This is a genomic window from Janibacter sp. GS2 (assembly GCF_051200835.1).
In the GTDB taxonomy this organism is placed as follows: Bacteria; Actinomycetota; Actinomycetes; order Actinomycetales; family Dermatophilaceae; genus Janibacter.
In genome coordinates, this window is record NZ_CP195161.1 from 228826 (window position 1) to 246712 (window position 17887).

The window sequence follows — 17887 nt, forward strand, 5'->3', positions numbered from 1 at the left end:
CATCGAAAGAGAGAACCCATGGCTGACTTCCAGATGCACGACCAGAGCACGGCGCCCGAGGGCAGCGCGGAGCTCCTCGCGCGGTCCGAGCAGCAGAACGGGCGGATCCCGGGCCTGCACGCCACGATGGCCGAGGCCCCCGGTCTCCTGGAGGGCTACCAGGTGCTGCACCAGCTGTTCGTCGACTCGAGCTTCGACAAGGACGAGCTGACCGTGGTGTGGCAGACGGCCAACGTCGAGCACTCCTGCCACTACTGCGTCCCGGCACACACCGGCATCGCCAAGGCCATGAAGGTCGACGACGCGATCACCGAGGCGCTGCGTGAGCAGACGCCGCTGCCGAACGAGCGGCTCGAGGCCCTGCGCACCTTCACCCTCGCCATGATCCGCGAGCGCGGGAACGTCGACGACGACGCCGTGCAGGCCTTCCTGGACGCCGGCTTCACCCAGCGTCAGGTGCTTGAGGTGATCCTCGGCATCTCGCAGAAGGTGATGTCGAACTACACCAACCACCTGGCCCAGACGCCGGTCGACGCGCCGTTCGAGAAGTTCGCCTGGCACGGATCGTCCGCGACCGTCTGACCCGGACACCGTCACCTGAGACCATGGCGACATGTCGCTGATGCTCGACGAGTGGCCGGCGGACGAGCCGCCACCGCCCCCTCTCGAACGACGCTCGTGGCCGTGGCTCGCGGGCGTCGTGGGGGCGGTCGCCGCCTGGGCCATGGTGTGGGGGGTCGACCCGCTCAGGGCCAACTACGTCACCGCGGTGCTCGCCATCCCGATAGCGCTGGCCCTCCTCGGGGTGGCTCTCCTCGCGCGCACCCGCATCCCGGGCTGGGCCCTCGTGCTCGCCCAATTCGTCGTGCTCCCCCTGGCCTTGCTGGTCCCTCTCGTCATCGCCGGGGTCGTGATCTCGACCGACCGCCCCGAGCTGCTGACACCCGACGCAGGCTACGTCTACGCGTACATGTTCGTCATCGGTTGCATCTGGGCGTTGACCGCTCTCCTCATCTGCGGCGCGCTGACGGCGATCCGCCAGCTCGTGCGCTCTGTCCGCGTTCGACCCGAACCCTCCGCGACGCGCCTTCGGCTGTGGTGACACCGTCGGATGGACTGCAGCACGACCGCCTACCTCACGGACGATGCTGCACGATGTTGATCACATTGCCGTCGGGCGCCCGCACGTAGAACCGCCGCACACCCCACTCCTCGTCACACAGGGGATGCACGATCTCCAGACCTGTGCGCACGGCGTCCTCGTGGGCGGCGTCCACGTCGTCCACCTTCACCGAGATCACCGGTCGCTCGGGAGCGGTGGCGTCTTCGGAGACGAGCTGGACGTGCGCGCCGGTCTCGGGCTGGGTGAACCGAGCCACCCACCCGAGGTTGAACTCCTCCACGCCCAGCCCGAGAAAACCGGTGTACAACTCCCGGGCGGACTCGACGTCGTCCACGGGCAGGTCGGCGATGATCTCCACGACGCGCACGGCAGCTCCTCGCTGGTGGGGGTCCTTCCACGATGCCACGCTGGACCGGTCAGCGGGAGCCTGCAGCCGCGTTCCCCAGGTGGGTAGGCAAAGGGAGGTGCAGTGCCATCCCCTCGCCGAGGGACTGCGCCAGCTCACGCGCCACCAGCAGATGAGCGCGGTCCACGTCCACGGACCAGTCGTGCGTGGTGACCGCCCACGTGCTGCGGGGGCCGGCCCCCTTCGCCATGTCAGACACCGCCCTCAGCGCGCGACGTAGACGGTGTTGCTCGACTCCCCGCCGGTGAGGAAGTTCGCGAAGGTCACCACGTGGGCCTGCACGTGGCCGAAGACCTGCGCGAGCAGCTGGGAGAACTCCGCGTCGGGCGGGTCGTCGGACCACAGGGCGAAGACCCCACCGTCGCGCAGGTGGCCTTTGAGCCGGCGCAAGCCGTCGGCGCTGTAGAAGGGGGCGTGGTCGGGGTGCAGCAGGTGGTGCGGCGTGTGGTCGATGTCGAGCAGCACGGCGTCGAAGGTGCGCTCCGGCGCGTCGGGGTCGAACCCCTCCTCCGACGCCGCCAGCGCGAAGAAGTCGTCGAGCAGGAGCCGGGTGCGTGGATCCCGCACGAGCTCGGCGGCGCCCGGCAGCAGCTCGCGCTCGTGCCAGTCGATGACCTCCGCCATGGCATCGACGACCACCATCGAGCGCACCCGGGAGTCCTCGAGCGCGGCGCGGGCGGTGCAACCGAGGCCGAGACCCCCGACGACGACGTCCAGCTCGTCCCCCGTCGCCTCGGCGAGGCCCAGGCGGGCCAGCTCGATCTCGGCGACCGTGAAGAGGCTCGACATGAGGAACTCGTCGCCGAGCTTGACCTCGTAGACATCGACCTTGAGCGTCGGCTCCAGACGTCGACGCAGGCTGATCTCGCCGCGCGGTGTCTGGCTCCACGCCAGCTCCTCGAATCGCGCGCTCATCCGAGAGCACTCGCCGGTCGCGCCAGGTCCTTCACCGAGATCCGTTCCATCCCGACAGTCTGCCTCCCGGCATAGCGTGGGTGCATGCGCCTGGAGAACATCACCATCGACGCCGTCGACCCGGCACGCGCGGCCGCCTTCTGGGAGGCGGCCCTCGGCACGAAGCGACTGACGACGGCCCCCGACCTCATCGAGACCAGGCTGTCCCTCCCCGGCGGCCCGTGGTTCGACATCTGCATCCCGCAGGTGCCCACCCCGCCTGCGGAACCGCTGCGCCTGCACCTCGACCTGCGCGGCGGGGCCGAGCAGAGCGAGCTGGTCGACCGGCTCCTCACCCTGGGCGCCCGCCACGTCGACCTCGGGCAGGGCGACGTGCCGTGGGTCGTGCTCACCGACGTCGAGAGCAATGCGTTCTGCGTCATGGAGCAGCGGTCCGAGTACACCGACACCGGACCGATCGCTGCCCTGCCGCTGGACTCCGCGGACCCGGAGCGCGATGCGCAGTTCTGGTCGTGGCTCACCGGCTGGGTCGAGGTCGCAGGGACCGCCCCCCGATCGCTGCGCCATCCCTCCCTTCGCGGCCCGCTCCTCGAGCTCTGCCCCGAGCTGGGGCCGAAGGGGGAGGACAAGAACCGCATGCACCTCGACGTGCGCCCGGAGGCCGGTGACGACCCCGACGCGGTCGTCGCGGGGATCCTCGAGCGGGGTGGCCGCGAGTTCCACCACGAGTGGGGCGACCTGCCGTGGCGGGTCTTCCTCGACCCGTCCGGCAACGAATTCTGCGTGCTGCCGCCCTCGACATGAGACCGCGAGGGCACGACCACGGCGACGTCAGCCCGCGGACGGGTATCGACGGGGGCCACCCGCGCAGTGGACACTGCACGAGAAGGGCACCGTCGGCGCACCGGTGTGCGTGGACGGGGCCACCGAGCCCGACCCGGGAGCGTTCATGACGACCACCAACCCCAGCGCGACGTCCGTCCTCGACGAAGACACCCAGCGCTTCCTCGACACGAGCATCGAGGGCCTGCAGGCGGGCGCGCGACGCTGGGCCGGCATGGGCCTCACCGCCAGAGCGGCCCTGCTCGGTCGCGTGCACAGGTCCGTCGCCGCCGAGGCCGAGAACTGGGTCGCCGGCGCGGTCCGCGCCAAGAACCTCGACCCGGACTCACCGCTCGTCGGCGAGGAGTGGCTCTCCGGCCCGTACGCCACCTTGTCGTCCCTGCTGGCGCTCCAGCACAGCGTGACGGCCATCGCCGACGGCAGGAGCCCTCTCGACACGGCCACGCTCGGCGCCGCCCCGGGAGACCGGGTCACCGTGCCCGCCCTGCCCACGAACGCCTACGAGTACCTGCTGCTCCACGGCTTCAGCGCCGACGTGTGGATCAAGCCCGGCGTCACGCCGGAGCAGGTGCGCACCACGGCAGGGCTCGGCGCACTCACGCCGACGGAGACCGGTGGGGTCGGGCTCGTCCTCGGCGCCGGCAACATCACCTCCATCGCCCCGCTCGACGTGCTCTACGAGCTGATCGCCCACAACCGCGTCGTCCTGCTCAAGCTCAACCCGACGATGAACGAGCTGCTGCCGGCCTACACGGCCGCCTTCAAGCCCCTCATCGACCTGGGCGTGCTGACGATCACGACCGGCGCCGGTGACGTGGGCAGCTACCTCGCCCACCACCCCGGCATCGAGCACGTGCACATCACCGGGAGCGCCGCGACCCACGACGTCGTCGTGTGGGGTCCCGGCCCCGAGGGTGCGACACGGCGCGAAGGGGGGACCCCCCTTCTCCAGAAGCCGATCACCAGCGAGCTGGGCGGGGTCTCGCCGATCATCGTCGTCCCCGGGACGTGGTCCGCGGCCGACCTGCGCTTCCAGGCCGAGCACGTCGCGACGCAGCGCCTGCACAACGGCGGCTACAACTGCATCGCCGGCCAGGTGGTCGTCCTCAGCAAGGACTGGCCGCAACGCGAGGCCTTCGTCGCCGAGCTGCGCCGGGCCCTGACGAAGGCCCCCGAGCGGGTCCCGTGGTACCCGGGAAGCGACGACCGCGTGGCCGGCGCGTCCTCGACCTACGAGGACGCCGAACGCCTGGGGCGCACCGGCGGTCGACTGCTCGTCGACGCCCACGACCGGGAGTCCGCAGCCGCCCTCGAGAGGACGGAGTACTTCTCCCCCGTCCTCGGGATCGTCGATGTCCCCGGGACGGGGCAGGCCTTCCTCGACGCCGCCATCGACCACGCCAACGAGGCGCTCGTCGGCACGCTCGGCGCCAACATCATCGCCGCGCCGGCCACCCTCAAGCAGCTCGGCGACGGCTTCGACGAGGCGCTCGCGCGGCTCGAGTACGGCACCATCGCGGTCAACGCGTGGACGGCCGTCGGGTTCCTCACCGCGAACGCGCCGTGGGGCGCCTTCCCCGGCCACACGCTCGAGGACGTCCAGAGCGGGATCGGGGTCGTGCACAACGCCTTCCTGCTCAGGGAGACCGAGCGGACCGTCGTCCGGGGCCCCTTCCGCCCGTTCCCACGCTCGGTCCTCGGCGGGGAGTTCTCCCTCTCGCCGAGGCCGCCGTGGTTCGTCTCGGCCCGCACCGCGCAGCGGACCGGTCGGCTGCTCACCCGCTTCATGGCCGGACCCTCCTGGGCCAAGCTGCCCGGGATCTTCGCCTCCGCCTTCCGGGGCTGAGCCCACGACGGCCCGGGAGTCGCATCTGCCTAGGCAGATGCGGTCCCTGGGTGCATGAAGGACCAGGGTCCCGCGACGCGGGACCGCCACCTCCACCCAGGGACGAGACATGAGCCAAGACCGCTTCGACTACATCGTCGTGGGCGCCGGAGCCTCGGGCGCCGCCGTCGCGGCCCGCCTGAGCCAGGATCCCGCGACGAGCGTGCTCCTGCTCGAGGCCGGCGGCCCCGACAAGAAGCAGGAGGTCCACATCCCCGCGGCCTTCTCCACCCTCTTCAGGTCCCCCCTCGACTGGGACTACGGCACCACACCGCAGGAGCACCTCGGCGCGCGGAGCATCTACTGGCCGCGGGGCAAGGTGCTCGGCGGGTCGACGTCGATGAACGCCATGATGTGGGTGCGCGGGTACGCCGCCGACTACGACGGGTGGGCCGAGCGGGCCGGTCAGGACTGGTCCTACGAGGCGCTGCTGCCCTACTTCCGCCGCGTCGAGCGCGTGGAGGGCAACACCGACCCCGACCAGGGGTCCGGTGGGGCGGTGCGTGTCGAGCACCAGCGCAGCCCCCGCTCGCACACGGCCACCTTCCTCACCGCCGTCGAGCAGGCGGGATACACCGTCGAGCCCCCCAACAGCGCCCGGCCGGAGGGCTTCAGCCAGACCCGCGTCAGCCAGAAGCGCGGCAAGCGATTCAGCTCGGCAGACGCCTACCTCACCCCCGCCGCCAAGCGGCCCAACCTCACCGTGCGCACCGGCGCACAGGCCACGAAGGTCCTCTTCGACGGCACCCGGGCCATCGGGCTCGAGTACGCCGCCGGGGGCGGCACGCAGCGGGTCTTCGCCGATCACGAGGTCGTCCTCTCGGGCGGCGCCGTCAACACCCCACAGCTGCTCCTGCTCTCGGGCATCGGCCCCGCAGCCGAGCTCGAGGCCCTGGGGATCGACGTCCTCGTCGACGCACCCGAGGTCGGCGCGAACCTGCAGGACCACCTCATCTCGGCGCTGATCATCGAGACCGACGGCGACACCCTCTTCACCGCCCAGAAGCCCGCGGAGCTGCTCAACTTCCTCGTCCGGGGTCGCGGCATGCTCACCTCGAACGTCGCGGAGGCCTACGGCTTCGTGCGCACCCGGCCCGACCTCGACCTGGCCGACATCGAGATCATCTTCGCGCCCGCCCCCTTCGTCCACGAAGGGCTCGAGCCCGCCACCGGCCACGGCCTGACCGTGGGCGCGATCCTGCTCCAGCCCGAGAGCACCGGCCGCGTCAGCCTCGCCTCCGCCGACCCGCTGGACAAGCCGACGATCGACCCCGGCTACCTCACCGACCCGCAGGGCAAGGACCGGGCCGCCATCCTCGCCGGGCTCGGGATCTGCGCCGACCTCCTGGAGACCCCCGCGCTGTCCGCCGCGACCGGCACGCACTACCTCGTGCCCGAGGGCGGGGACGACGTCGGGCGTGAGGAGCGGGCGGAGCTCTCCCTCGCCAACCACTCCCACACGCTCTACCACCCGACGAGCACGGCCCGGATGGGCACGGACGAGCACTCGGTCGTCGACCCGGAGCTGCGCGTGCGCGGCGTCCAGGGCCTGCGCGTCGCCGATGCCTCGATCATGCCGCGCATCATCCGCGGCCACACGCAGGCGCCGTGCATGGTCATCGGTGAGCGCGCGGCCGACCTGTTGGTAGCCGGCCGCACCTAGACCGGGATCGGCCCTGCCGCCACGTCTCGTCGCGGGGTTTCATCGCGTCCGCGGCTCGGCCCTTGGCGGGCCAGGCGTGCTTCGATCCCGTCGATGGCCACCGGATTGCCCGGGGCCCCTGAACGGCTGCGTCAGCTTCGGAGAGGATCGGCTGCCCGCCTGCGAGAGGTGGGTGCGATCCATCTCGAGTCATCTCGCGAGGCCTGTGGCATATTGTCGGTCAGTCGACTGAGATGAGGAGGATCGTGGCATACGTGGAAGCGGCTGTGCGGCGCGGCCAGATCGTGAACGCGGCCCGTGTCGCGCTGACCCGAGACGGGGTGGCTCGAACGTCGATGCGCGCGGTGGCCGCTGAGGCGGGCGTTCCTCTCGGCACACTGCAGTACATCTTCCCATCGCGTGAATTGCTTCTTCGCGCCGTGATCGAGGACGTCGTGGAGGAGATCGCGGGGGTTCTCGAGTCGTCGGCTCATCTCGACGACGGGCTCGAGCAGGCAATTCGTCTGGGACTCACCAGGTTCTGGCACCTCCTGGTGACCGATCGACCGACACTGCAGCTGGTTCAGTACGAGTTGGTCACGGACGCGCTGAGGACGCCGGGGCTCGAGTCGCTCGCCGGCTGGCAGTACCAGCGGTACGTCAGCATTGTGGCCACGTGGTGCGAGACCGCAGCCACCCTCGCCGACGAGGTGTGCGCCGTGCCGTTCGAGCGCCTCGCCAGAGTTCTCGTGGCCAGCGTGGACGGGATCATCCTGCAACACATCTGCGACCCCGATGAGGTCCGGTCGGGCGAGTGCCTCGACTCCGTGATCACGATGCTGGTCACGCTTGCCGACACCCGTCCGGCAAGAGCTGCGGTGGAGGTCACCTCATCGTGAGGAGGTGAGTTCTCCCCGTCAGGGGGTCTCGTCGTCGGAGTCGAAGATCAGCGGCACGACCGGCTGGCTCGGCCCCGGCCCGGAGCCACTCAGACGACCCGAGTAGTGGTCCATACCGTCCAGACCCTTGCCAGCGGTGCGTGGCGAGTCTACCGTTCTCAGTCATACGACTGAATGACTCTGGGAGGGCGTTGTCTCATGGTTGATGTGGATGTGGTGGTGGTCGGCGCGGGGCTCGCTGGCTTGAGCGCGGCCCGGGCGGTGGAGGCTGCTGGCCGGACCGTGACCGTCTTGGAGGCGCGCGACCGGGTGGCCGGACGCACTCTCGGAGGGGCGCTCAGCAACGGCGTCCACGTCGAACTCGGGGGCCAGTGGGTGGGCCCGACCCAGGATGCCGTTCTTGCGTTGATCGATGACCTGGGCCTGGAAACCTTCCCGACCTACGACGAGGGAGCCGCGCTGACCTTCTTCGACGGCCAACGGTCCCGCTATCGTGACGAGAGCTTCGGTCTGCCGCAGAAGACCGCCGAAGAGGTAGGACGGTTGTGGACGAAGATCGAGGAAATCGCCGCCACCGTCCCACCCGAGTCCCCATGGGAGACGACCCACGGCACTGACTTCGACCGCCAGACCCTGGATGGGTGGTTGTGTGCGAACACCGACGACGGTCTCGCTCTGCGCTTCTTTCGCGTTCTCGTCCCCGCCGTCTTCTCTGCAGAGTCCCCGGAACTCTCCCTGCTCCACTTCCTCTTCTACGTCCGGTCCGGAACCAGCCTCGAGACCCTGGTCGCCACGACCGGGGGTGCCCAGGAGCGCCGAGTCGTCGGCGGAACCCACCTGATCTCGGAACGGTTGGCCGAGGATCTTGGCGCCCGGGTTCGGCTGGAGAGCGTGGTACGCACCATCACCCACGACTCCGACGGAGTCCGGGTGGACTTCGAGGACGGCTCGGTCACCGGCCAGCGTGTGATCGTCGCCATCCCGCAAACGCTCGCCGGACGGGTGCGTTATGTGCCGCCGTTGCCCTCCAGGCGCGACGCTCTCACCCAGCAGTTCCCGGCCGGGTCCGTGATCAAGTTCCACGTGGGCTACGAGACGCCGTTCTGGCGCGAAGAAGGCCTGAACGGCTTCGTGCTCAGCCTCGATGACGACTTCAACGTGGTTCTCGACAACTCGCCACACGACGGCTCCTGTGGCGTGTTGGTCGGGTTCTTGGAGGGCACCCATGCCCGCGACGCGGCCGAGATGACCTCGGATCAGCGCCGGGACCTGGTGCTCCGCGCCCTGGTCAAGTACTTCGGTCCCCAGGCCGCTCACCCCTTCGACATCCAGGAACAGGATTGGATGTCCGAAGAGTTCACCCGCGGTTGCTACGGCGGCCGCCTCGGCGCGGGCGTCTGGACCGAGTACGGCAAGGCGGTGGCTGCGCCCGTCGGCCGGATCCACTGGGCAGGGGCCGAGACCTCTGACATCTGGAACGGCTACATGGACGGAGCCATCCGGTCCGGGACACGAGCAGCCAACGAGGTCCTCCACGAGCTGTCGTAGGTGAGCCTCGGGGCGTCGTCCCCTCGACGTTCACCTGGAAACACACCGGGCCCGAGGCGGGATCCCCCGACCAAGTCCCGATCACCGGGCCAGCAGACCGACACGGTGACCGCAGCCCCTGAGGTCCATGGTCACAGCGGCGAAGGAGTGGCTGGGCACCAAGACGTCTTCGAAACCGACGCAGACATCGAGATCGACTGGCAGCGCACGGATCCGGCTACCCCAGGAAGGCCTTGTCCGACAGCGTCGCTCCCTTGACGTTGGCGAACTCCTCGAGCAGCTCCTGCACGGTGAGCTTCGCCTTCGTCTCGGCGTCCGCCTCGTAGACGATCCGTCCTTCGTGCATCATCACGAGCCGGTCGCCCAGCCGGATGGCCTGCTCCATGTTGTGGGTGACCATCAGCGTGGTGAGTCCACCCTGCTCCACGATCCGCTCGGTCAGGTTCGTCACCAGCGCGGCACGTTGGGGGTCGAGGGCGGCCGTGTGCTCATCGAGCAGCATGATCCGCGGCTGGGTGAAACCGGCCATGAGCAGGGAGAGCGCCTGGCGCTGCCCGCCGGAGAGCAGACCGACCTTGGCCGTGAGCCGGTCCTCCAACCCGAGCTCGAGCGACGCGAGCTCCTCGACGAACACGGCCCTGCGCTTCTTGGTCAGACCCGGTCCCAGTCCGCGACGCCGGCCACGTTGGAGCGCGAGCGAGAGGTTCTCCTCCACGGTGAGGTTGGGTGCGGTGCCGGCCAACGGGTCCTGGAAGACGCGACCGACGTACTTGGCGCGCTTGTGGTCCGCGAGCTTGTTGACATTCCTGGCATCGATCTCGATGACCCCGGAGTCCACGAGCAGCCGGCCGGCGGCGGCGTTGAGGAGGGTGGACTTGCCGGCGCCGTTGGACCCGATGACGGTGACGAACTCCCCCTCCGCGAGCGTGAGACTCAGTCGATCGAGCGCTGTGCGCTCGTTGACCGTCCCGGGGAAGAAGGTCTTGGACACGTCGGTGACGGACAGCATCCCGGTCAGGCCCCCTTCGCCGAGGTCGCCGCGACGGAGGTCTCCGCACCGGAGGCCGCCCGCTCGGTGGCGGTGGTAGTCGCGGTCGGTCCCCTGCCGAACCGGCTGCCCATCGCCTTCCAGCGCGGGACCAGCAGGGCGCCCACGACGAGCAGTGCCGTGATGGCCTTCATGTCGTTCGGGTCGAGCCCCACGCGCAACGCGGCGAAGATGATCAGCCGGTAGAGGACGGCGCCGACGACCACGGCGAAGACCGCGAGGAGCAGCGTGCGCTGGCTCAGGACCGCCTGACCCATGATGACCGAGGCGAGGCCCACGAGGATCAGGCCGATGCCCATGCTGATGTCGGCGAAACCCTGGTACTGGGCGATGAGGGCGCCGCACATGCCGACGAACCCGTTGGACAGGGCCAGCGTGAGGGTCTTGGTGAAGTCGGTGGAGACGCCGAACGAGGAGATCATCGGGCCGTTGTCACCCGTGGCGCGGATGGACAGGCCGAGGTCGGTGGTGAGGAACCAGACGACGACGAGGCCGAGGCCGGTGATGGCCAGGGCGAGGACGGCGACGCCGCTCCACGTACCCAGGATCCCGGCTTCGCGCATCGGCGTGAACGCCGTCTGCTGACGCAGCAGCGGCACGTTCGCGCCGTCCATGATCCGCAGGTTGACCGACCACAGCGCGATCATCGTCAGGATCCCGGCGAGGAGGCCGTCGATCTTGCCCTTGGTGTGCAACAACCCGGTGACCGTGCCCGCGAGGAACCCGGTCGCGAACCCGGCGAGCGTGGCGAGCACCGGGTTCCACCCGGCGAGGATCCCCATGGCCGCGGTGGCGGCGCCCGTGGTGAAGCTGCCGTCGACGGTCAGGTCGGGAAAGTTGAGCACGCGGAAGGTCAGGTAGACCCCGAGCGCCATGACCCCGTAGATGAGGCCGACCTCGACGGCGCCGATCACTGGCGCTCGGCCTCGTCGAGGATGTCCTTGGGGATGGTGACGCCCTGACGCTTGGCGGCGTCCTCGTTGACCACGTAGGTGAACTCCGTGGCGACCTCGACGGGCATGGTGGCCGGGTCCTCGTCGTCCTGGAGGATGCGCAGCGCCATCTCACCGGTCTGCCGGCCGAGCTCGGTGTAGTCGATGCCCAGCGTGGCGACGGCGCCGCCCTCGACGGTGCCCGACTCCGCGCCGATCACCGGGATCTTCTTGTTCTCGGCCACCTGGATGAGCGAGGCGATGCCCGAGACGACCATGTTGTCGGTCGGGACGTAGATGGCGTCCACGTCGCCCAGGGCCTTCACGGCCTGCTGGATCTCGTTGACCGTGGTGACGGTCTGCGTCGTGATCTCCAGACCGGCGGGGCCAGCGGCCTTCTTCGCCTGGTCGACCTGGACCTTCGAGTTGACCTCGCCGGAGGCGTAGACGATGCCGACCTTCTTGGCGTCCGGGACGATCTCCTTGAGCAGCTCCAGCTGCTTGTCGATCGGCGCGGCGTCCGAGGTGCCCGTGACATTGCCGCCGGGCGTGTTGTCCGAGTCCACGAGCTCGGCGGAGGTCGGGTCCGTCACGGCGGTGAACAGCAGCGGGGTGTCCGTGATGTTCTGCGCCATGGCCTGCGCGGCCGGGGTGGCCACCGCCAGCGCCAGGTCGAGGTCGTCCGCGGAGAACTGCTGCGCGATGGTCAGTGCCGTGGCCTGCTCCCCGTTGGCGTTCTGCTCGTCGAAGGTGGCATCGACGCCCGCCTCCTCGAAGGACTCCTTGAACCCGGCCGTGGCCGCGTCGAGGGCGGGGTGCTGGACGAGCTGGTTGATGCCGATCGAGTAGGACTCGTCGTCACCCCCGCCGCCGGATCCACCCGAGCAGGCGGTGAGGGCCAGCGCGGAGCTGGCGACCAGGGCGGTGAGGAACGTGGGGCGTCGGATAGCCATGTGCCATGCCTTGTCTACGGTCACGGGAAGTCGTGAGGGAGGATGCGTCGTTGCTTCGCACAGGAGAGTACTCGTTGCCGGACATCGGGGTGACAGGGGAATCGTGCCACCATCACCCTGGGCTCGAGCGAGCTCCCTTCGCCCCACCCCGACCCGGAGCCGACCCGATGCACGCGATGATCCGTCCGCGCCGCGAGGAGGACCTGCCCGCACTCGGGGAGGTCCTCCTCGAGCAACAGGTCACCTCGGGTTACCCCTACCGCAACCCCCTTCCGTTCCCGCCACGGGACTTCATCGTCCGCCCCGGCGAGACCTCCGCCTGGGTCGCCGAGGTCGACGGCGTCCCCGTGGGGCACATCGCGCTCTCCCGCCCGCGCAGCCCGAGCGACGTGAGCGCTGACCAGGCCGTGATCATCCGGGCGTGGCAGGACGCCCACGGGCGTCCCCACACCGAGCTGGGTGAGGTCTGTGTCTTCTTCGTCGCGAGCACCGTGCGGGGCCGGCGGGTCGGTGCGGCGCTGCTGGACACCGCCGTCGACGACCTCACCGGGCGCGGCCTCGCTCCCTGCCTGGACGTCGTCCCCACCCACGCGGCGGCCCTGCGCCTCTACCGTCGCAGGGGTTGGCTGGAGGTCGGGCGCGGGCGCCCGGACTGGCTCGACGACGACGCACCCGATGTGCTCGCCATGGTCCTGCCGGAGCCCGACCGACAGCCCTGACGAAGGGGGTCAGCCCGTGTTGCGCATCCCTGCGGCGATCCCGCTGACCGTGTGCAGCAGCGCCCGCTCCAGCTCGGGATGCTCCTCGCCCGCGCGCATCCGCGCCAGCAGTCGCACCTGCAGGTGGTGCAGCGGGAGCAGGTAGTTCTCCCGGATCTCCAGGGTGGTGCGCAGGGTCGGCTCCCGATCGAGCAGCGCCGCGTCCCCGGTCACCTTGAGCACCTCGCGCAGGGTCAGCTCGTGCTCGGCGACGATGTCCTCGAAGATCGCCTCGGCGCCCTTCGGCCCCAGCGCCGTGACGTAGTGCCGACCGATGTCGAGGTCGGTCTTGGCCAGGGTCATCGCGACGTTGTCGAGGAAGGCGCGGAAGAAGGGCCACGAGGCGTACATCTCCCGCAGCTCCTCCAGGTCGTCGGCGGCGGCCAAACCGGTGCCGACCCCGAACCACCCCGGCACGATCTGGCGCGACTGGGTCCAGCCGAAGACCCACGGGATGGCGCGCAGGTCGTCCAGACCCGCCCCGGAGTCGGGACGCCGTGCGGGGCGCGAGCCGATGTGCAGCCCGCCGAGCAGGTCGACGGGAGTGGCCGCGAGGAAGTACTCCGCGAGCCCCTCCCCCTCCACGAGCCCGCGGTACCGCTCGTGGGCGCGCTCGGAGACGAGGTCCATGAGCGAGTCCCAGCGACGGGACTGCTCCTGCGTGCGACGGTCCGCACGGTGCAGCACGCTCGCCTCGAGCGTCGCGGCGATCATCAGCTCGAGGTTCTGCCGGGCGAGGACGGGCAGCGCGTACTTGTCGCTGATGACCTCGCCCTGCTCGGTGATCTTCACCTCGCCGTCGACGGTGCCGAAGGGGAGCGCCATGATCGCGTCGTAGGTCGGCCCACCTCCACGGCCCACGGACCCACCCCGGCCGTGGAAGAAAGCCATCCGCACCCCGTGACGCTGCCCGAGGTCGCGGATGCGGCGCTGGGCGCGCTGGATCTGCCACTGGGACGGGGCGATCCCCCCGGACTTGTTCGAGTCGGAGTACCCGAGCATGACCTCCTGCACGTCCCCACGCAGCCGGACCAGCTCGCGGTAGGAGGGGTCGGCCAGCAGCGCCTCGATGATCTCCTCCGCCGTGCTCAGCTCGTCGACGGTCTCGAGCAGCGGCACGAAGCCGATCCGCGCCACACCGGCCGTGAGGTCGACCAGGCCGGACTCGCGGGCCAGCACGACGGCCGCGAGGACGTCGTCGGCGTGCCGGGTCATCGAGATGATGTAGCTCTCGATCGTCCGCGGACCGAACGCGTCCAGGGCCCACCGGATCACCTCGAAGACGCCCGCGGTCACCGACCCGGCCTGATCCAGCGGGAGCGGACGCTGCGCGAGCGGGCGTCGTCCCGCCAGCTCCGCGGACAGCACCGGCAGGCGCCCGGCGCCGTCGAGGTCGCCGTAGGGGCCGGGCAGGTCACCGACGCGGTCGAGCAGCTGCCCGACGGCCTCGTGGTGCTTGTTCGCGTGCTCCCGCACGTCGATGGTGGCCAGGGTCAGCCCGGTCATCCGCACGGTGCGCACGAGTCGCTCGAGCTCACCCCCGGCGACGATCTCACCCTGGTGGGCCAGGACCGAGCGGTGCAGCAGGAGCAGGTCCTCCACCAGCTCGGTGTCATCGGCGTAGTCCCGGCCGGGGCGGTGCTCGTCATCGCTCGCCACCCGCTGGGCGGTCAGCGCCAGCCGTACCCCGATCCCGGTCAGGTACAGCCGGTAGGGCTCCTCCGCGTTGAGCCGGCGGTAGCGCGGCTCCACCTCCGGGAGCGCGTCGAGCATCGACTCCAGGCGCGCGGTGAGGGCCGGGTCCGCCGTGGACAGTCGCCCGCTGACCGACAGGTCCCGGCGGAGCCCGTCGACGCGCGAGCGCAACAGCCGGATCCCGTGCTCGGCCTGCAGGCGCAGCACGTCCCGCGTGACCTCGGGGGTGACATTCGGGTTGCCGTCGCGGTCCCCGCCCATCCACGTGCCGAAGCGCACCGGCATCGCGTCGAGCGGCAGGGCGGCCCCGGCGTCGGCGAGCCGGTCACGCAGCTCCTCGACGACGTCGTTGACCGCGGTCCGCGAGAGCCCCTCGAGGTAGTAGATGCCGTTGCGGGCCTCGTCGACGGGCTCGGGCGCACTGACGCGCAGCTCGTCGGTCTGCCACAGCAGGTCGATGGACTCGGCGAGGCGCCGGGTGCGGCGCGTCGAGTCCGGCTCGTCGAGCAGCCGGGCGATGCGCCTCAGCTTGTCGAGGGTGGAGCGTCGGGTCACCTCGGTCGGGTGGGCGGTGAGCACCGGCCGGACGCGAAGGGTGGTGGCCACCTGCTCGAGGTCACCCGCCCCGATCCCGGCGTCGACGATCCGCTCGACGGCGCGCCCGATCCACCCGCCGTCCCGCTGATCGCGCAGCAGCAGACGACCGCGGTGGACCTGCTCGGTGACGTTGGCGAGGTGGAAGTAGGCGGTGAAGGCCCGCGCGAGCAGGACGGTGTCCTCGAGGTCCGGAGCGGGCAGGTCCGCCAGGTCCTCCCCTTCGTCCTTGACCGCGGCGCGCACCCGCTCGACGAGCTCGAAGAGCTCGCGGCCCTCGGCCCGCACGATGCTCTCGCCGAGCAGGGAGGTCACGAGGCGGATGTCGGCCCGCAGGGCGGAGGCGTCGGTGGCGTCAGGAGTGGGTGCGTCGGTCACGTCGTCACCCTAACGAGGGAGGCCGGCCCCGCTCGGGCACCTGCGCTGCCCGGCCACGGACTCGGAGCAGACTGTGCCCATGACTGCTCATCCCTCCCCCGGGCCCCGTCACGTCCTCGTCACCGGCGCCTCGCGCGGCATCGGGCGCGCGGTGGCGCGCGCCTTCGCGCAGCAGGGTGACCGGGTCGCCGTCCACGTCCGCTCCGCGGTGGACGAAGGGGAGGCGACGCTCGTCTCCCTTCGTGGGGACGGACACGCCCTCGTCACCGCTGACCTGGGTGACGTGGCACAGGCCGGTGGACTGGCGGCGAGGGCCGAGGAGGCCCTCGGAGGGCCGGTGACCGTGCTCGTGAACAACGCCGGCATCGCGACCACGCCCTCCCTGCGCCACCCGCCCGCGACGACCGACCCCGAGCAGTGGCGGCGCAGCTGGGAGGAGTACCTGCGGATCAACACCCTCGGCACGGCCCTGCTCACGCAGGCGATGACCTCACGCCTGGTCGACCTCGGGCTCCCGGGGCGGGTCGTCACCATCGGCACCCGCGGCGTGCACCGCGGCGAGCCCGACTTCCCGGCATACGCGGCATCGAAGGCCGCGCTCCACTCCATGAGCGCCTCTCTCGCAACGGCGCTCGCGCCCTACGACATCGCCCTCGCGACCGTCGCGCCCGGGTTCATCGAGACCGAGCGGGTCGCCGAGCGCCTCGGCTCCGAGGCCGGCGAGGCGATCCGGGGGGACTCCCCCTTCGGCCGGGTCGGACGCCCCGAGGAGGTCGCCGACGCGGTGCTCTGGCTGGCCTCCCCCTTGGCGCAGTGGGCCTCGGGGGCCACCCTCGACCTCAACGGCGCCTCGCACCTGCGTCCCTGACCCGGTCGGCGGTCAGTCGCCGATCCCCTCACTGGCGCGGAAGTCCGACTCCTGGGCGCTGACGAGCCCCAGCCGCGAGAGCGGACGGTCACTCGTCGCCTCCGCGGCCCACGCGAGCGCGATCGACCAGCGGTTCGCGGCACGCGGCAGCGCCCCGAGGTGGTAGCCACGGGCGGCGACCTTGGCCGGCCAGCCCGAGAGCTTGAGGCCGAGCGGGTTCGCGACGGCATATCCCGGGCCGAGGTCGACGACGAGCCCGAGATCGTGGTGCTTGTAGCGCCTGCGGCTGCCGACGCCGAGGCTCGCGGCGACGTTGCGGGCCGCGGCCTTGCCCTGACGCACGGCGTGCTGGGCCGTCGGGGGCGTGATCTGCTGCGTGTGCGTGCTCGCCAGATCGGGCACGGCGGCGGCATCACCCGCGGCGAAGACGTCGGGGTGGCCGGGGACGGCGAGGTGGGAGTCGACGACGAGGCGCCCGTTCTCCAGGGGCAGACCGAGAGTCTCGAGCATCGGGGCACCCGTCACGCCGGTGACCCAGGCGACGGTCCTCGTGCCGATGACGTCACCGTCGGTCAGCGTCGCCTCCTGCGCCGAGAGCTCCTCGAGGCTGGTACCCAGGCGCACCTCGATCCCCCGCTCGCGCAGGGACTCCAGTGCCAGGTCGCTCAGCTTCTCGCCCACCTCCGGCATGACCCGGTCGGCGAGGTCGAGCAGCACGAAGCGCGCCTGGGCCGGCCCCTGGCCCCGCTGCCGGGCGTGGTCCTCGGCCAGCGCGTGCAGCTGGGCGATGAGCTCGGTCCCCGCGTAGGAGGCTCCCACCACGACGACCGTGCGGCGGGCGCGTCGGTCCCTCGGGTCCGCCTCGTACTCGGCCAGCTGGAGCTGGTGGAGGAAGTGCTCACGCAGGTACAGGGCCTCGGCGACCGTCTTCAGACCGCGGGCGTGCTCGGCGACCCCGGGCACGCCCATGAGCTTGGTCACCGACCCGGGCGTGAGGACGAGGCGGTCCCAGGACATCTCCCGGTCGCCCGGGGCGCAGTCGCTGACGTGCAGCGTGCGGGTGGCCAGGTCGACGCGGTCGACACAACCCGGCCGCAACGACACATCGGGCAGCTCGTTGGCCAGCGGCACCGCCACGTAGCGCGGGTCGATGAGGCCTCCGGCGACATCGGGCAGCAGCGGGGTGTAGAGCATGTAGTCGTTCGGCGAGACGAGCACCACCTCGGCGGGGTGCTCGGCGCGTCGTAGCCGCCGGGACACGCCGCGGGCCGTCTCGAACCCGGCGAACCCGCTCCCGACGACGACCACACGCTGACGATGGTGGGCACTCGGTACGGACACGGGGTCTCCCTTCGTCATGGATGGCTCGGTGGAGCCGTACCCACTCCTGCTCCCGTCAA

At 70.8% G+C, this 17887-nt stretch carries 17 protein-coding genes; 9 read left to right on the forward strand and 8 right to left on the reverse strand.

What is annotated here, in order from left to right; all coding sequences use genetic code 11:
- Window positions 1-18: 18 nt before the first annotated feature.
- Window positions 19-582 carry a carboxymuconolactone decarboxylase family protein gene (locus tag ACR9E9_RS01115; RefSeq protein ID WP_435200829.1) on the forward strand — a complete coding sequence of 188 codons (564 nt, stop codon included), beginning with the start codon at window positions 19-21 and terminating at the stop codon, window positions 580-582.
- Window positions 583-613: 31 nt separating this feature from the next.
- Window positions 614-1102, forward strand: a complete 489-nt coding sequence (locus ACR9E9_RS01120) for a hypothetical protein (protein ID WP_435200831.1) — start codon at window positions 614-616, stop codon at window positions 1100-1102.
- A 34-nt stretch (window positions 1103-1136) separates the two neighbouring features.
- On the opposite strand, the gene ACR9E9_RS01125 is transcribed toward ACR9E9_RS01120, so the two are convergent.
- The 3 genes from ACR9E9_RS01125 to ACR9E9_RS01135 are packed head-to-tail and all read right to left on the reverse strand — an operon-like array spanning window position 1137 to window position 2444.
- Window positions 1137-1490, reverse strand: a complete 354-nt coding sequence (locus ACR9E9_RS01125) for a VOC family protein (RefSeq protein ID WP_435200833.1) — start codon at window positions 1488-1490, stop codon at window positions 1137-1139.
- Between the two features lie 49 nt (window positions 1491-1539).
- Window positions 1540-1719 carry a hypothetical protein gene (locus tag ACR9E9_RS01130; protein ID WP_435200835.1) on the reverse strand — a complete coding sequence of 60 codons (180 nt, stop codon included), beginning with the start codon at window positions 1717-1719 and terminating at the stop codon, window positions 1540-1542.
- Window positions 1720-1733: 14 nt separating this feature from the next.
- Window positions 1734-2444: a spermidine synthase gene (locus tag ACR9E9_RS01135; RefSeq protein ID WP_435200837.1), complete on the reverse strand. Its 711-nt coding sequence runs from the start codon at window positions 2442-2444 to the stop codon at window positions 1734-1736.
- Between the two features lie 84 nt (window positions 2445-2528).
- Between ACR9E9_RS01135 and ACR9E9_RS01140 the strand changes: the two genes are divergently transcribed.
- The 5 genes from ACR9E9_RS01140 (at window position 2529) to ACR9E9_RS01160 (ending at window position 9261) form a co-directional block, all read left to right on the forward strand.
- Entirely contained in the window at window positions 2529-3248 is a 720-nt protein-coding gene (locus tag ACR9E9_RS01140) for a VOC family protein (protein WP_435200839.1), read from the forward strand.
- A 145-nt stretch (window positions 3249-3393) separates the two neighbouring features.
- On the forward strand, window positions 3394-5133 hold the full coding sequence (locus ACR9E9_RS01145) for an aldehyde dehydrogenase family protein (protein WP_435200841.1): 1740 nt from the start codon (window positions 3394-3396) through the stop codon (window positions 5131-5133).
- A gap of 109 nt (window positions 5134-5242) precedes the next feature.
- Window positions 5243-6835, forward strand: coding sequence for a GMC family oxidoreductase (locus tag ACR9E9_RS01150; protein WP_435200843.1), 1593 nt, complete (start codon window positions 5243-5245; stop codon window positions 6833-6835).
- Between the two features lie 245 nt (window positions 6836-7080).
- Window positions 7081-7713: a TetR/AcrR family transcriptional regulator gene (locus ACR9E9_RS01155; protein WP_435200844.1), complete on the forward strand. Its 633-nt coding sequence runs from the start codon at window positions 7081-7083 to the stop codon at window positions 7711-7713.
- Between the two features lie 198 nt (window positions 7714-7911).
- Entirely contained in the window at window positions 7912-9261 is a 1350-nt protein-coding gene (locus ACR9E9_RS01160; RefSeq protein ID WP_435200846.1) for a flavin monoamine oxidase family protein, read from the forward strand.
- Between the two features lie 217 nt (window positions 9262-9478).
- On the opposite strand, the gene ACR9E9_RS01165 is transcribed toward ACR9E9_RS01160, so the two are convergent.
- From ACR9E9_RS01165 to ACR9E9_RS01175, 3 genes are read right to left on the reverse strand one after another with little or no spacing between them, the layout of a single operon-like run.
- Window positions 9479-10270 carry an ABC transporter ATP-binding protein gene (locus ACR9E9_RS01165; protein WP_435200848.1) on the reverse strand — a complete coding sequence of 264 codons (792 nt, stop codon included), beginning with the start codon at window positions 10268-10270 and terminating at the stop codon, window positions 9479-9481.
- Window positions 10271-10275: 5 nt separating this feature from the next.
- Complete coding sequence (locus tag ACR9E9_RS01170) at window positions 10276-11223, reverse strand: ABC transporter permease (RefSeq protein WP_435200850.1); 948 nt, start codon at window positions 11221-11223, stop codon at window positions 10276-10278.
- A complete protein-coding gene (locus ACR9E9_RS01175) occupies window positions 11220-12194 on the reverse strand; it encodes an ABC transporter substrate-binding protein (RefSeq protein ID WP_435200852.1) in 975 nt (324 codons plus the stop codon). Before ACR9E9_RS01175 ends, ACR9E9_RS01170 begins: the two co-directional genes overlap by 4 nt.
- A 176-nt stretch (window positions 12195-12370) precedes the next feature.
- Between ACR9E9_RS01175 and ACR9E9_RS01180 the strand changes: the two genes are divergently transcribed.
- On the forward strand, window positions 12371-12913 hold the full coding sequence (locus ACR9E9_RS01180; protein WP_435200854.1) for a GNAT family N-acetyltransferase: 543 nt from the start codon (window positions 12371-12373) through the stop codon (window positions 12911-12913).
- A gap of 9 nt (window positions 12914-12922) precedes the next feature.
- Here the strand turns inward: ACR9E9_RS01180 and ppc are convergent, their stop codons facing one another.
- A complete protein-coding gene (gene ppc, locus ACR9E9_RS01185; RefSeq protein ID WP_435200856.1) occupies window positions 12923-15619 on the reverse strand; it encodes a phosphoenolpyruvate carboxylase in 2697 nt (898 codons plus the stop codon).
- 79 nt (window positions 15620-15698) lie between these two features.
- On the opposite strand from ppc, the gene ACR9E9_RS01190 reads away from it, so the two are divergent.
- A complete protein-coding gene (locus ACR9E9_RS01190) occupies window positions 15699-16487 on the forward strand; it encodes an SDR family NAD(P)-dependent oxidoreductase (protein ID WP_435200858.1) in 789 nt (262 codons plus the stop codon).
- Window positions 16488-16499: 12 nt separating this feature from the next.
- Here the strand turns inward: ACR9E9_RS01190 and ACR9E9_RS01195 are convergent, their stop codons facing one another.
- Window positions 16500-17828 (reverse strand): NAD(P)/FAD-dependent oxidoreductase, encoded by a 1329-nt coding sequence (locus tag ACR9E9_RS01195; protein WP_435200860.1) that lies wholly within the window; start codon window positions 17826-17828, stop codon window positions 16500-16502.
- Between the last annotated feature and the right edge of the window lie 59 nt (window positions 17829-17887).

Coding starts and splice junctions, on each gene's coding strand:
- ACR9E9_RS01115 (WP_435200829.1), top strand. CDS start 19: ATGGCTGACTTCCAGATGCACGACCAGAGCACGGCGCCCGAGGGCAGC.
- ACR9E9_RS01120 (WP_435200831.1), top strand. CDS start 614: ATGTCGCTGATGCTCGACGAGTGGCCGGCGGACGAGCCGCCACCGCCC.
- ACR9E9_RS01130 (WP_435200835.1), bottom strand. CDS start 1,719: ATGGCGAAGGGGGCCGGCCCCCGCAGCACGTGGGCGGTCACCACGCAC.
- ACR9E9_RS01135 (WP_435200837.1), bottom strand. CDS start 2,444: ATGAGCGCGCGATTCGAGGAGCTGGCGTGGAGCCAGACACCGCGCGGC.
- ACR9E9_RS01140 (WP_435200839.1), top strand. CDS start 2,529: ATGCGCCTGGAGAACATCACCATCGACGCCGTCGACCCGGCACGCGCG.
- ACR9E9_RS01145 (WP_435200841.1), top strand. CDS start 3,394: ATGACGACCACCAACCCCAGCGCGACGTCCGTCCTCGACGAAGACACC.
- ACR9E9_RS01150 (WP_435200843.1), top strand. CDS start 5,243: ATGAGCCAAGACCGCTTCGACTACATCGTCGTGGGCGCCGGAGCCTCG.
- ACR9E9_RS01160 (WP_435200846.1), top strand. CDS start 7,912: ATGGTTGATGTGGATGTGGTGGTGGTCGGCGCGGGGCTCGCTGGCTTG.
- ACR9E9_RS01165 (WP_435200848.1), bottom strand. CDS start 10,270: ATGCTGTCCGTCACCGACGTGTCCAAGACCTTCTTCCCCGGGACGGTC.
- ACR9E9_RS01175 (WP_435200852.1), bottom strand. CDS start 12,194: ATGGCTATCCGACGCCCCACGTTCCTCACCGCCCTGGTCGCCAGCTCC.
- ACR9E9_RS01180 (WP_435200854.1), top strand. CDS start 12,371: ATGATCCGTCCGCGCCGCGAGGAGGACCTGCCCGCACTCGGGGAGGTC.
- ACR9E9_RS01190 (WP_435200858.1), top strand. CDS start 15,699: ATGACTGCTCATCCCTCCCCCGGGCCCCGTCACGTCCTCGTCACCGGC.